Source organism: Dickeya chrysanthemi NCPPB 402 (assembly GCF_000406105.1).
GTDB lineage: Bacteria > Pseudomonadota > Gammaproteobacteria > Enterobacterales > Enterobacteriaceae > Dickeya > Dickeya chrysanthemi.
The window spans coordinates 4494138-4508104 of sequence record NZ_CM001974.1 but is presented as its reverse complement, the minus strand read 5'-3'; the positions used below and the strand labels follow the sequence as shown (position 1 = coordinate 4508104).

8 protein-coding genes and 1 pseudogene are annotated in these 13967 nt (G+C 57.4%); all 9 read left to right on the top strand.

The window, feature by feature from the left end; translation table 11 throughout:
* Window positions 1-12: 12 nt before the first annotated feature.
* Window positions 13-339 (top strand): annotated as a pseudogene (locus tag DCH402_RS19995) (EamA family transporter); the annotation flags it as partial.
* A 377-nt stretch (window positions 340-716) separates the two neighbouring features.
* Window positions 717-1295, top strand: coding sequence for a cellulose biosynthesis protein BcsO (gene bcsO / locus DCH402_RS19990; RefSeq protein ID WP_040003075.1), 579 nt, complete (start codon window positions 717-719; stop codon window positions 1293-1295).
* Entirely contained in the window at window positions 1286-2101 is an 816-nt protein-coding gene (gene bcsQ, locus DCH402_RS19985) for a cellulose biosynthesis protein BcsQ (protein ID WP_027713545.1), read from the top strand. Before bcsO ends, bcsQ begins: the two co-directional genes overlap by 10 nt.
* A 108-nt stretch (window positions 2102-2209) precedes the next feature.
* Complete coding sequence (gene bcsA / locus DCH402_RS19980; RefSeq protein ID WP_050583342.1) at window positions 2210-4300, top strand: UDP-forming cellulose synthase catalytic subunit; 2091 nt, start codon at window positions 2210-2212, stop codon at window positions 4298-4300.
* A complete protein-coding gene (gene bcsB / locus DCH402_RS19975) occupies window positions 4297-6834 on the top strand; it encodes a cellulose biosynthesis cyclic di-GMP-binding regulatory protein BcsB (RefSeq protein WP_040003074.1) in 2538 nt (845 codons plus the stop codon). The genes bcsA and bcsB overlap by 4 nt, the downstream gene beginning before the upstream one ends.
* Window positions 6835-6845: 11 nt before the next feature.
* Window positions 6846-10775 carry a cellulose biosynthesis protein BcsC gene (locus tag DCH402_RS19970; RefSeq protein WP_050583341.1) on the top strand — a complete coding sequence of 1310 codons (3930 nt, stop codon included), beginning with the start codon at window positions 6846-6848 and terminating at the stop codon, window positions 10773-10775.
* Window positions 10776-10777: 2 nt separating this feature from the next.
* Complete coding sequence (gene bcsD / locus DCH402_RS19965; RefSeq protein ID WP_040003073.1) at window positions 10778-11245, top strand: cellulose biosynthesis protein BcsD; 468 nt, start codon at window positions 10778-10780, stop codon at window positions 11243-11245.
* Window positions 11246-11259: 14 nt separating this feature from the next.
* Window positions 11260-12258, top strand: coding sequence for a glycosyl hydrolase family 8 (locus tag DCH402_RS19960; protein WP_040003071.1), 999 nt, complete (start codon window positions 11260-11262; stop codon window positions 12256-12258).
* Window positions 12259-12672: 414 nt separating this feature from the next.
* Window positions 12673-13959 (top strand): dicarboxylate/amino acid:cation symporter, encoded by a 1287-nt coding sequence (locus tag DCH402_RS19955; RefSeq protein WP_040003069.1) that lies wholly within the window; start codon window positions 12673-12675, stop codon window positions 13957-13959.
* Window positions 13960-13967: the final 8 nt, after the last annotated feature.

Sequence of the window (13967 nt, the reverse complement as noted above, 5' to 3'; positions counted from 1 at the left end):
CATCAGAAACTGTCTGAGTTATTTGAGGGTGGAGACGCCATTGTCGCCAGCCTGACGACGATTCGGTTACCTACCGTAATGGCGCTAATGTATTTGTCGTTTATTTCTACGCTTTTCGGATACGCCATCTGGGGCTATCTGTTGTCGCGCTATGAAACCTGGCGGGTCGCGCCGTTATCGCTGCTGGTGCCGGTGGTTGGCATACTGAGCGCGGCGCTACTGCTGGGGGAAAGTCTATCGGGCGGGCAACTGTCGGGAGGGTTGCTGGTGATGCTGGGATTGCTGGTCAATGTATTCGGCACGCGGTGCTGGCCGTTGCGGCTGGCGCGTCAGTCATAACGTACTGTCGGGTGATAATCCGAGGTGTGGGATTATTTAATTTACTTTAACCGTCTGGTCAATATTTAATCGTGGATTTTAGACGAACACTACGCTATCTTCTCGCGGTCATTTATCGTTCGGCATCGAACAGGTAATTCCCTCGGTGATTAACCACCTGGGGATTATTGAGACAGTAGAATCTTAGCCCGATAAATTACTCTGCTTTCAGTACGTTAAAGAAGATAATGTTCACTTGCGGATGATGTTATTTATTTTTCCGGGGTAATTTACCTTCATCGCAAATCTCGGTATAAGACTAATCCTAAAAGATTGTTTTTTGCGCTGTCTCCCAGCGCTATATTCGCCGTCACCCTTTCCAGGGAAATGTCAGTTAGATGAATAGTTATGATGATATGCAGCGCTTTAAGGATAAAGCCCAGATAAAAGATATGAATTTCAGGGACATGTCCGGTCAGGTATTGCAATCTGACACCGTAGTCTGGCCGATCATGAAACAGCTGTTGCGCAACCAGGCAAGCGATGATTCGCTGTCCGGCGCGCAACCGGTGAGTATTGCGCAACCGGTGCCGGCTAATCTGCATGACTTGTCTGCGCCGGTGCCGTCAGCGTCTCGGCGTGTAACGCCAACATCTGCTCTGGCTTCCGGTTCTTCCGAAGATACCCCGCCTGCTCTGTTTAATGCGGTTGCTGCGTCATTGCCGCCGGTTGAGGCGGTGCCTGCCCCTGTACCGGTAGCGGCGGCGGCGATCGACGTTGCGCCGGAAGCGGCACGTCCGCATCCGCTGGCGTCTGCACCGGCGGCGTCTGCTCCGGTAATGGGTGGGGCTCAGGTTGCTCCAGAAGCCGGCCGGTTTCGCCAGTTATTCACTCGTCACCGCCCTGATGAAATCCATTCGGCACCTAAGACCATGTTGTTGAAACCCTTGCTGGAGAAAATCGCGTTATGCCGTTAGTTTGTGTTTGTTCTCCGAAAGGTGGCGTCGGCAAAACCACCATGGCGGCTAATCTGGCCTATGCGCTGGCCCGCGGCGGCAGCAAGGTGCTGGCGATTGATTTTGATGTACAGAATGCACTGCGACTGCATTTTGGCGTACCGCTGGGCGATGAACGCGGTTACGTCGCCAAATCCGATGAAACGGCCGACTGGAGCCAGTCTATCCTGACCACGGACGATAATATTTTCGTGTTGCCCTACGGCAATGTCACCGAGGAGCAGCGGTTGGCGTTTGAGCACCGTCTGACGACCGACCCGCTGTTTATTAAACGCGGTCTGAGTACGGTGATGAACTATCCGGGGCTGGTGATCGTGGCGGATTTCCCGCCCGGGCCGAGCCCGGCGCTGAAGGCGATGACCGAACTGGCCGATCTGCATCTGGTGGTGATGATGGCGGATACCGCCTCTCTGTCGTTGATGCCGCACATTGAGGGCAACAAGCTGACTGGCCAGGCGCTGAACCGCCGCAAGGGATCTTACCTGTTGCTGAACCAGACGGATAACCGCCGTACGATCAGCAGTCAGGTGGCGTCGTTTGTCCAGCAACGTATGCCGGATAAACTGATAGGCAGCGTACACCGCGATGAAAGCGTCGCTGAGGCCAACGCTTCCCAGCGATCTATTTTTGATTTCAGCCCGGTTTCCGCCGCGGCGTTTGATATTGAGCTGATTGGAAAACGCGTTGCGTCGCTGTTGGATATCCGCATCGGTAACGGAGAAGTTCACGCCGATTTTCCAGCCTACCAGACTGTTCCGGCCAATTAAGCGCCGGTTCGGCCTAATCCGTACGGAATTCATGTTCCCCGGCTGGCTTTCTCAGCGCAAGGTATGTGCGCGCGAACGTTTTCCATCAATGAAATATCAGGATAATCGATGAAAAAAATCCTGTTTTTAACCGTGTTGTTGTTATTGCTACCGGTTGCGGCGGTGATTGTCATCACCCCGATGGACAGTGAAAAACAATATATATTCGGCCTGATTAGCCTGGCGCTGATGTTTTTGCTGGGATTAAACAAGAGTCGGCAAGTCACGGTCATACTGATTGTTTTGTCGGTATTGACCTCGACACGCTATATATACTGGCGGGCAACGGCAACCCTGCATTTCAATTCTGAAATTGAAGCTATTCTGGGTATTGGCTTATTTATCGCCGAGCTCTATGTCTGGGTTATTTTGTTATTAGGTTTTCTCCAGACGGCCTGGCCGCTGGAGCGGGTGATTGAGCCGATGCCGGAGGACACCCAATTGTGGCCGACGGTGGATGTGTATATCCCTACCTATAACGAGAGCCTGGATGTGGTGCGTGATACGGTGCTGGCGGCGCAGTGCATCGACTACCCACGCGAAAAAATGAAAATCTATCTGCTGGATGACGGCAAGCGCAGCGAGTTTGCCGTGTTCGCTTCGCAAGCGGGCGTCGGTTATATCACCCGCGATAACAATGCTCACGCCAAGGCCGGTAATCTCAACCATGCGCTCAGGTTGACGCAGGGCGAACTGATTTGCGTGTTTGACTGCGACCATGTCGCCAAGCGTATTTTCCTGCAGGCGACGGTCGGCCCGTTCCTGTCGGACCCGAAGCTGGCGTTGTTGCAGACGCCGCATTACTTCTACTCGCCGGATCCGTTCGAACGTAACCTGCGCGCGGCGCGTAATATGCCGAACGAAGGCGCGCTGTTTTACGGGCCGGTGCAACAAGGCAATGATCTTTGGAACGCGGCCTTTTTCTGCGGCTCCTGTGCGGTGATTCGTCGTTCGGCGCTGGACGAGATCGGCGGCTTTGCGGTGGAAACCGTGACGGAAGACGCGCATACCGCCATCAAGATGCAGCGCAAAGGCTGGAAGTCGGCTTTTCTGTCGATGCCGCTGGCGGCAGGGCTGGCGACCGAACGGCTGGTGCTGCATGTGATTCAGCGTACCCGCTGGGCGCGCGGCATGACGCAAATCTTCCGGGTCGATAACCCGTTATTCGGCCGTGGGCTGAGCTGGCCGCAGCGGTTGTGTTACCTCAATGCCATGTTGCATTTCCAGTTCGGCTTACCGCGCGTGGTGTTTCTGACCGCGCCGCTGGCCTACCTGCTGTTTAATCTCAATATTATTCATGCTTCGGCGGCGATGATCTTTGCCTATGCGCTGCCGCATCTGATGGTGTCGATGTACCTTAACTCGCGCATGAACGGGCGTTTTCGGTACAGCTTCTGGGGCGAAATCTACGAAACGGTGATGGCGTTCCATCTGGTGATTCCGACGATCGTCACCCTGTTTTCGCCGACGCGCGGCAAATTTAACGTGACCGATAAAGGCGGGTTGCTGGACGAAGGTTTTTTTGATTTTCGTATCGTGCGGCCGCATATCGTTGCGGCGGTGTTGCTGGGTGCAGGCGTGGTGGCCGGCATTACCCGCATTGTCGCGCATGATTATTTCAATGTTGACCCTTATGTGATGCTGCTGAACGTGGGATGGGCGCTGCTCAGCTTGTTGACCCTGCTGGCGGCGATCGCCGTGGCGCGGGAAACTAAACAGGTGCGCAAGACCATCCGTATTGATGTGGATGTGCCGGCCATTATCCATTACGCCAGCGGTATTGCATCCCGCACCACCACCGTCAATCTGTCGATGGGCGGGGTGCAGCTTAAAGCGCCGGACCAGCGCCACAAAACCGATGAGATTGAGGCGGTTGAACTGTTGCTGCAATCCAGCGAAATCTGCCTGCCGGCGCAGTCGGTGGCGGCGGACGACGACACCATTCGCCTGCGATTCGATGATATTCCGCTGGCCCAGCGCCGGGCGCTGGTACGCGTGGTGTTGTCGCGTGCGGATGCCTGGATGGGCAAGCCCTGGCCGCAGGATCGCCCTTTGCGCTCGCTGTGGGCGGTAGTCTGTACGGTTTGCGCGTTCTTCTGGATGAGTTTGCGGGGCCGCGGCAGAAAAGCGGACCTGAAAAAAGAGGACGCCGCAGCATGATGACGCCACGTTTTCTAAAAGCGCTGCTGTCACTGTGTGTGAGCAGCGTGTTGACGCTGGGCGCGGGCGGCGTGCTGGCGGCCGGCGATAATACGGCGGATGAGCCGCTGCCTGCGATGCTCAGCCCCGGTGGTACTCCGCAGACAGCCACGACGGAATCGGCGCCGACGATATCGTTACCTGCGATGCCGCCGGTAACGTCGCCGGCCCCGGCAACGTCATCAACGTTATCAACATCATCAACGTCATTGCTCCCGGCGGAGCCGGATGCGGCGCCGATAGCGCCGGAGTCTCCGTCGCCGGTATCGCCGTCGTTAACGACGCCGGCCATGTTGCTGCCCGCGGCTGTCGGCGATCAGGCCGGCGCAGGCTACCAGCCGCTGTCCAGCGATGTTTCCGTGGCGCAGATGGGGCAAACGCAGGGGATCACGCTGGCGGGCGGTCAGGCGCAGGCCGGGGTGATTTTTACTCTGCCGGGCGACCAGGTGGTCACCAACGCGCGGTTGGATCTGGCGTTGCGGGTATCGCCGGAACTGGCGGCGCTGAATACCTCGATGCAACTGATGCTGAACGGTCAGCCGTTGGGCACCGTGCCGCTGAATGCCGCGACGGGCGACAGCACGCTGTTTCAACTGGATATTCCTGCCGCGATGGTGGTATCCAGCAACAACCTGAGTTTTCGCATCAATGATGCCGACCGCCTGCTATGCGAGCGCGATAGCGCGACCCGCTACAACCTGACCATCCTGCCGACCACGATTCTGCATCTGGAAGGGCAGCAGCTTGATATCGGCACCCGGCTGGAGAATTTCCCGCGTCCGTTCGTCGACCCGTTGCAGATGACGCCCGCCTCGGTAACCATGGTGTTTCCGGCGAGTGTGACGCCGGGGCAAGTCAGCGCGGCATCGCTGGTCGCCTCCTGGCTGGGGACGCGGATGGACGGCTACGGCGTGACGTTCCCGGTAATACGCGATGCGTTGCCCGAAAAAAACGGCATGGTGTTTGGCCGCCCAGGGGAGAAAGTCGGCGCGTTGACGCTGCCGGAAGTCGCCGTGCCTACGCTGCAACTGATTGATAACCCGGTGAATCCTGTTTACAAACTGATGCTGGTGGTCGGCAAGGATGACGAGCAACTGCGACAGGCGGCGTACCGTCTGGCCAGCCAGCCGTTGACCGGCGATGCTTCCACCCTTTCGGTCACGCCGCAGACGATACCGTTTCGCCGCGCTTATGACGTACCGCGTTGGATCAATACCGATCGGCCGGTACGGTTGAGCGAACTGAAGCGCGCCGATCAAAACATGACGGTCAGCGGGCTCTGGCATGAGGCGCTGCGGATTAATTTCCGCGCCGCGCCGGATTTATTCCTGTGGGACGGCGATGCCATTCCGGTACAAGTCGATTACCGTTTCCCGTCGGAAAGCTGGATTGATGAAAACCGTTCGTACCTGAACGTGATGCTCAACGGCACGTTCCTGCGCAACCTGACGGTGAACAAGATTGGCGTGTTGCAACAACTGTGGCGCGAGATGGGCGGCGATACCCGCCAGGAGAGCTATACGCTGAAGGTCGACCCGTATCTGATTTACGGCTATAACCAGTTCCAGCTCTACTTCAACATCCGTGCGAAAGAGGATGCGCCGTGCAGTGTGCTGCTGAATAACAACATCAAGAGCCAGATTGCCGATAGCGCGTCGATCGATCTGAGCCGGACGCGCCATTTCACCTTGTTGCCGAATCTGTCCTATTTTGTAGGCGTGGCATTTCCGTTCACCCGCCAGGCGGATTACGCGCAAACCGTGATGCTGCTGCCGGAAAATCCCTCCGATGCCGAAATCGGTCTGTTGCTGGATCTGGCCGGCCGCGCCGGCGACGCCACAGGGGTCAGCCTTAATCACAACCGTGTGATGTTCGGCTTGCCGGACAACGGCGCTGACCGCCAGAAACTGGAAAACAGCGATGTTCTGACGGTGACCACGCTGCAGCAGGCGGCGTTCAATCAAAAACTGTTGGCCGATTCGCCCTACATGGTCAATGACCATACCTTTGGCGTGAAGACGCCCGGCATCGGGGAGCGTTTCCGAACCCTGGTGACCGGCGACTGGGACCGCACGCCGCTGGATGCCGACCGTTACTTCTCGTCTAACGAAGCCTGGCGCGGTTTCCTGAGCTATCGTTCGCCGTGGAGTCCCGAACATGTGGTGGTGGTTGCCACCGGCAGCGACGACGAGCAGTTATTGCGGCTATATGGCGATCTGAACTCACCGAACATTAACGCCGCGGTGCGGGGCGATACCGCCATCATTACCGACGAAAACAGCGTGCGCAGTTTCCGGGTGGGGCCACAGTTCCCCAGTGGTGAAATGCCCTGGTACATGATGATTGTCTGGTACGCCAATCAGCATTCGGTGTTGATGGCGGTCGCCGCAATGCTGCTGGCGGCGGCCATAGGGCTGAGCCTGGCATCGATCCTCCGGCGACAGGCGGAGAAAAGGCTGTCGACCCGACGTGATGCGGGATCGGATAAAAAATAAGTGAGCCACCTATGAAGATGACGACATTAACAGCCCGCATCCGTCAGTCACTGTCTCTTTCCGGGGTGCTGGTCGGCGGTATGCTGTCGACCTGTGCACTGGCGGCACCGGCTAATCCGGCGCTACAGGCGCTGTTTGAACAGGCGGATTACTGGCATCAGCGTTCTCACGACGATCTTGCCCGCAACGCGCTGCAAAAAATCCTGATGGTGGACGCCAACAACTCGCAGGCGTTGTACCTGATGGCGTTGTACGCCCAAAACGGCGGCGATAACGCCGAGGCCACCAAATGGCGTGAGCGCCTGAGCAAGGCATCGCCGCAGGACCCGCTATTGCAGGCGCTGGATAATGCCCGACAGGCCGCGACTATTCCGCCGTCGCAACTGGCGCTGGCGCGTCAGCAGGCGCGCAGCGGTAATATCAGCGCGTCGCTGCAAACCTGGCGCAATCTGTTTAGCGGCAACCAGCCGCCGGCCAGCATCGCAGCGGAATACTACCTGACCATGGCGGGCGACCGTACATTATTGCCGCAAGCGATTGACCACCTGCGCGAGTTTGCGGCGGCGCACCCGCAGGATACCCATGCCGCCGTGGCGCTCGGCAAAGCGCTGACCTATCAGGAGCCGACCCGCCGCGAAGGGGTGCAGATGCTGAGCGGGCTGGCGTCCGGCAGCGCCGATGCCGATCAGGCGATGCGGCAGGCGTTGCTGTGGCTGGCGCCGAAGATAGACGACGTCCCGCTCTATCAGCTCTACCAGCAGCGGCATCCGCAGGATACCGCGGTGATGGACTATTACCGCAAAAATGTGGGCGGCAACGAGAAAGACACAGGCTTTACCGCGCTCAACAGCGGCGATCTGTCCAGTGCGCAAACCGCATTCGGCCAGGTGCTGCAGGCTAACCCGGAAGACGCGGATGCGCTGGCGGGCATGGGGTATGCCGCCCAGCGTCGCGGCGATTTCGCCGCCGCGGCGTCCTGGCTGGAGCGTGCCGCCCGGCAAGGCGGCGAGAACAGTGCACAGCGCCGGCAGCAGGCGGACGACGCCCGTTTCTACGCCCAACTGGCGAATGCTCAGCAGGCGATGAAGAGCGGCGATACGGCGCAGGCGTTGACGCTGAGCGAACCGCTGGCGCAGGCCGGCGGCGATAAAGGGCTGACGGCGAAACTGTTCCGGGCGGATGTACTGCGTCGTACCAACAATTTTTCGCAGGCGGAACGGCTGTACCGCGATATTTTGCAAACGGATGCGGATAACCGTAACGCCAAAGAAGGGCTGTATTACGTTCTGCGTGAGCAGAATCGTGCCGACGAGGCCAATACCCTGTTTACCGCCTTGCCGGAGAACGTGCGTCGCAGTATGGCGCCGCGCCCGGTCGCCACCAGCTCGCCGGTTCGTAATGAAGCTAAACAGGCACTGGCGGCGGGCGATACCACCCGGGCCATCGGCCTGCTACAGCAGGGTGTGCAGCGTTTCCCGAACGACGGTTGGCTGAAGCTCGATCTGGCGCGGATTTACCAGCAGCAGGGCAATACCGCGGCGGCGACGGCGTTGATGCAGCCGTTATTCCGCACCGGCGCCAGTGCGGAAGACCTGTACGCCGCGGCGCTGTTCGCCAGTGAAAATAACGCCTGGCAGCAGGCCAGCACGTTGCTGTCGCGCATTCCGCCGCGCAATCAGAACGAGGATACCCGGAGCCTGGCGCGGCGGGTCAATTTCAATTTGCAGATGGTGACCGCGCAGGTTTATTTGTCGCGGGGCGAGAACGCCGCTGCGGCCAACACGCTGCGGGCGTTGTCAGTCACGCCGCCGGACAACCCGGCCGACGCGGGCAAACTGGCCCGGTCGCTGGCGGCGGCGGGCGATACTACGGCGGCGGTGGCGCTGGTGCGCAACAACATGCAGCGCGGCGTGCAGGGCAACGCCGGCGATTACGCCGATCAGGTCGGTGTGCTGAATCAGGCCGGGCTGAGCGACGAGGCGCAGTCGTGGCTGAGCCGCCCGGAGCTGGTGTCGCGCAGCAGCGCCGCGCAGTTGGATCAGCTGCGTACCGGCTTCGTCGTGCGCGAAGCCGATAGTCTGCGAGAGAACCAACAGTATGCACAGGCCTACGATAAGCTGGCCCGTGCGCTGCAACGCGATCCGAAAAATACCGACCTGATGTTTGCGATGGCCCGGCTATACCAGTCCGGCAAAATGCACAAAGAGGCGGCGGATGTTTACGACTACCTGTTGTCGCACGATACGCCGACGCAGGAAGCGCGCGTCGGTGCCATTAATGTGGCGCTGGAGCGTAGCGATGCGAAAAAGGCGCAGGCGTTGTCCGCCGGGTTACAGGGTGAACAAACGCCGGAGCGGTTGTTGCTGCTGGCCCGCGTTGCGGACGCCGAAGGCAACCGCGATCAGGCATTGGCCTACCTGAGAACCGCTCGTGCTAAAGCCGTGGGGCTGGAAGGCGCCGTCCCCGGCAAAGCGCCTGCGATCGGCGGCCTGGCCGTGGCGGATAATCCGTTCATTAATCGTGCGACGCCAGCGGCGACCCGTACTGCCGGTAATCCTTCCGCTTATGGCACCGTGATGCCGTGGCAGCAACGTAATGATGTTGCTGCCGGCGATACCGCACCGGCTCAGCAATCAGCGGCTACGCTAACCCAGATCAACACCATGATGGACGATCTGGAGAGGGATAACGGCGGCTGGGTACAAACCGGGGTGCAGATTCGCGGCCGCGATGGCGAGTCGGGCCTGAGCCGGTTAACCGAAGCCAAAGCGCCGTTGACCTGGTCGAGCGGTTCGTTTGGCGATGCGCGGATCAATTTTAGTGTTACGCCGATCACCATGAATGCCGGAGAGGCCGACGGTACAACCAGCCGACGTTTCGGCACCGGTGCGCTGTCTCAGTCGATTACCGCAGCGGTTCAGACTCTGCAAAACGAGCGTGCGAATGGTGCCAACGTGCCTAATCTCAGTTTTAACGATTTGAACCCGCTCACCGCCGCCGGGCTGACAAATCTGCAAAACATGCAGGGCCTCCTGCAGAATTCGACTCGTAAGCCAAATATCGATCTGGTGAATGTTGATTCACCCGGCGGGCGGCGTGCGTCCGGGGCGGAGCTGAATCTGGCGTTGATCGGTAAGAATTATAAAGTTGACTTCGGTAGTACGCCGTTGGGCCAGGAGTTGAATACACTGGTAGGTGGGGTGCAGTGGTCGCCGAAACTGACCGACTTCCTGACGCTGGTGGTGACCGGCGAACGACGTGCGGTAACGGATAGTCTATTGTCGTATGTCGGCGCTAAAGATGCGTTGACCGGCAAACGCTGGGGGCAGGTCACCAAGAACGGCGGCAACGTATTGCTGAGCTATGACAACGGCGATGTCGGTTTCTATGGCGGCGGTGGCGCTTACAGCTATCTCGGCGAAAATGTGAAGAACAATACCAGCGTGATGGCGAATGCCGGCGCTTATATCCGGCCGTTCCATGACCGTGATCGCGAACTGAAAACCGGCGTGAGCCTGAGCTGGATGAATTTCTCCAAAAACCTCGGTTATTACAGCTATGGTCAGGGGGGCTATTTCAGCCCGCAGGACTATGTGTCAGTGTCGCTGCCGGTGGAGTGGAGCCAGAAATATGATGACCTGAGCGTTAAAGCGGGCGTAGCGGTCGGTTTCCAATCTTATTCACGCGATCGCAGCGCCTATTTTCCCAATAATCCCGACTGGCAGACGTTGCTGGAGTCTGCCGAATCGGCTGGGTTAGCCAAAGAATCTCACTATGCCGGCGAGAGTAAGAGCGGCGTTGGCTATAACGCGCATGTCGGTGCGGACTATCGCGTAACTAAAGATGTGACCGTCGGCGGACAGATGAGCTACGACACCTTTGGCAACTATAACGAAACCACGGCCCAGCTCTATTTCCGCTATGGGCTCGGAGGCAAATAAGCATGAGTGACATGCAACAACATGCACTGAACTATTATCACCAGCAGCAATTGCCACCCGGCTGGGCGGATTTGTTCGGCGTGATCGTCAACGGGATGATGGATAACGCCGGCGAACAGGAAGGGCTGGCGTTTTTACGTCACATGGGCGAACAACTAGCTGAACGTTACCCGCTGTCTGAGGCGATAACCGTGGTGGATCTTGAGCAGGAGATGAATCAAGTGCTGTCGCTGTTTCACTGGGGATGCGTGGATCTGCGCCCGTATGAAAACCGTCTGGAAATCTACCATCTGGCAGTGCCTGGCGTGTTCAATACGGCGGGCAGCACACGCTGGCGTATGGCGATGGCGGCAGTATTGCAGGGGCTTTACAGTCGCTGGTTGCGCGAGCAGGGCGGGGCGGAACAGGTGCCGTTGTCTTATCAGGAAACCGATGATAGTTCGGTTCTGCTGTTTCGTTACCAACACTGAGCCGGGGGCATAACATGCTAAAGCCAATGTGGCGTGGTTGGATATTGATGCTGATGGTGTGGTTTAGTGTGTCGGCGACGGCGGCAACCGGCTGGGAAACCTATAAAAGCCGCTTCATGACCGCAGACGGGCGCATTCAGGATACCGGCAATAAGAATGTCAGCCATACCGAAGGCCAGGGTTTCGCCATGCTGATGGCGGTGCATTACGATGACCGTGCGGCGTTCGATAACCTGTGGAACTGGACGCAGAGCCACCTGAAAAATACCGTCAACGGCTTGTTTTACTGGCGTTATGACCCGGCGGCATCCAACCCGGTAGCCGATCGGAACAACGCAGCGGACGGCGATGTGCTGATTGCCTGGGCGTTGCTGAAGGCCGGTAACAAGTGGCAGGACAACCGCTATTTGCAGGCTTCCGACGGCATCCAGAAAGCGATCATCAGCAACGAAATTATTCAGTTCGCCGGGCGCACCGTGATGTTGCCGGGTGCGTATGGCTTCAACAAGAACAGCTATGTCGTCCTTAACCCGTCGTATTTCTTGTTCCCCGCCTGGCGCGACTTTGCCAATCGCAGCCACCTTCAGGTCTGGCGGCAACTGATTGACGATAGCTTATCGTTGATTGGAGAAATGCGTTTCGGGCAGACGGGATTGCCGACGGATTGGGTGGCGTTAAACGCCGATGGCAGCATGGCGCCGGCAACCGCCTGGCCGTCGCGTTTCAGTTATGATGCTATCCGTATTCCGTTGTACCTGTACTGGTATGACGCCAAAACGATGGCGCTGGTGCCGTTCCAACTGTATTGGCGGAATTATCCCCGTTTGGCGACGCCGGCCTGGGTCGATGTGTTGAGCAATAACACCGCGCCTTACAGTATGCAGGGCGGTTTACTGGCGGTGCGTGACCTGACGATGGGCAGTTTCGACGGGCTTAGCGATCAGCCCGGCGCTGCGGAAGATTATTACTCGTCCAGCTTGCGTTTGCTGGTTGCCTTGGCGCGCGGTCGGTAACGGCGCGGCGACACATATGGCGGGGCGTCGTTCCCGCCACGTTTTTGTTCTGTTTTCCTCTCTCTGTATTCCCCTGTGTACCTCTCATTTTTCACGCTTTGTTAACCTGATTGTTACTCGTGATCCTATTCACAAAAAATTCTTATGAATCAGCGCAAGATAGTACTGCAGCGCGGTTTGCTCGCGAGGCAAGAGAGTGTTGGTTATGCGTGATGTTATCAGTAAATTAATGCAATGTTTTTTGGGAATGATCTGTTGAAGCGATTCAGCTCTTGTTTTTAACCGGATGTTCACAAACTAAAGTTATAAAAGTATTCACTCTGTTATCAGGGTGTTATTTTCCGGCGCAAGCACAGGCGGCAATTTTATCGTTCTTTGTCCCCTGTGTTTTTTCCCATCAAAGGACGTCACACTATGAAAAAATCAATATTCAAAAGTCTCTACTTTCAGGTACTTACAGCTATTACCATCGGGATATTATTGGGGCATTTCTACCCGGCTTTGGGTGAACAGATGAAACCCCTGGGTGACGGATTCGTAAAACTGATCAAAATGATCATTGCGCCAGTTATTTTCTGTACTGTGGTAACCGGCATTGCAGGCATGGAGAGCATGAAATCGGTCGGTCGTACCGGTGCGGTGGCGTTACTTTATTTCGAGATCGTTAGTACACTGGCGCTGATCATCGGTCTGGTTGTGGTCAACATTTTGCAGCCAGGGGCTGGCATGAATGTTAACCCGGCGGCATTAAATGCGTCTGCGATTTCCGCTTATACCAGCGAAGCGGGTAAACAAGGCGTAATACCGTTCCTGATGGATGTGATTCCTTCCAGTGTGATTGGTGCTTTCGCCAGCGGCAACATCCTGCAGGTGCTGCTGTTCGCGGTGATGTTCGGTTTCGCTCTGCACCGTCTGGGGCCAAAAGGTGTGGTGATTTTTGATGTGATCGAAAGTTTCTCCAGAGTCATTTTCGGCATCATCAACATGATCATGCGTCTGGCGCCGCTGGGGGCATTCGGTGCGATGGCTTTCACCATCGGCAAGTATGGCGTGGGTACGCTGATACAACTGGGGCAGTTGATTATCTGCTTCTACATCACCTGTATTCTGTTCGTGGTGTTGGTGCTGGGTTCTATCGCCAAAGCCACCGGTTTCAGCATCTTCAAGTTCATTCGTTACATTCGTGAAGAACTGCTGATCGTGCTGGGAACCTCGTCTTCTGAATCCGTACTGCCGCGTATGCTGGAGAAGATGGAAAAACTGGGTTGTAAGAAATCAGTCGTGGGCCTGGTGATTCCGACCGGCTACTCCTTCAACCTGGACGGCACCTCGATTTACCTGACCATGGCGGCGGTATTTATCGCTCAGGCGACCAACAGCCATATGGATATCTGGCATCAGATTACCTTGCTGGTGGTGCTGCTGTTGTCGTCGAAAGGGGCTGCGGGCGTGACAGGCAGTGGCTTTATCGTACTGGCGGCAACGATTTCCGCAGTAGGACATTTGCCGGTTGCCGGTCTGGCGCTGATTCTGGGGATTGACCGCTTCATGTCCGAAGCCCGTGCGTTGACCAACCTGGTCGGTAACGGTGTTGCAACCGTGGTCGTCGCCAAATGGTGTAAAGAGCTCGATTCCAAACAGATGGACGATGTGCTGTCCGGTCGTCATGACGCCCCGGCGGCGGAATCCCGTCCGTCCTGATACGTCAC

Excerpts from the sequence above, each read along its gene's own strand:
- bcsO (WP_040003075.1), top strand. The coding sequence starts at position 717 with ATGAATAGTTATGATGATATGCAGCGCTTTAAGGATAAAGCCCAGATA.
- bcsA (WP_050583342.1), top strand. The coding sequence starts at position 2,210 with ATGAAAAAAATCCTGTTTTTAACCGTGTTGTTGTTATTGCTACCGGTT.
- bcsB (WP_040003074.1), top strand. The coding sequence starts at position 4,297 with ATGATGACGCCACGTTTTCTAAAAGCGCTGCTGTCACTGTGTGTGAGC.
- bcsQ (WP_027713545.1), top strand. The coding sequence starts at position 1,286 with ATGCCGTTAGTTTGTGTTTGTTCTCCGAAAGGTGGCGTCGGCAAAACC.
- DCH402_RS19955 (WP_040003069.1), top strand. The coding sequence starts at position 12,673 with ATGAAAAAATCAATATTCAAAAGTCTCTACTTTCAGGTACTTACAGCT.
- bcsD (WP_040003073.1), top strand. The coding sequence starts at position 10,778 with ATGAGTGACATGCAACAACATGCACTGAACTATTATCACCAGCAGCAA.
- DCH402_RS19970 (WP_050583341.1), top strand. The coding sequence starts at position 6,846 with ATGAAGATGACGACATTAACAGCCCGCATCCGTCAGTCACTGTCTCTT.
- DCH402_RS19960 (WP_040003071.1), top strand. The coding sequence starts at position 11,260 with ATGCTAAAGCCAATGTGGCGTGGTTGGATATTGATGCTGATGGTGTGG.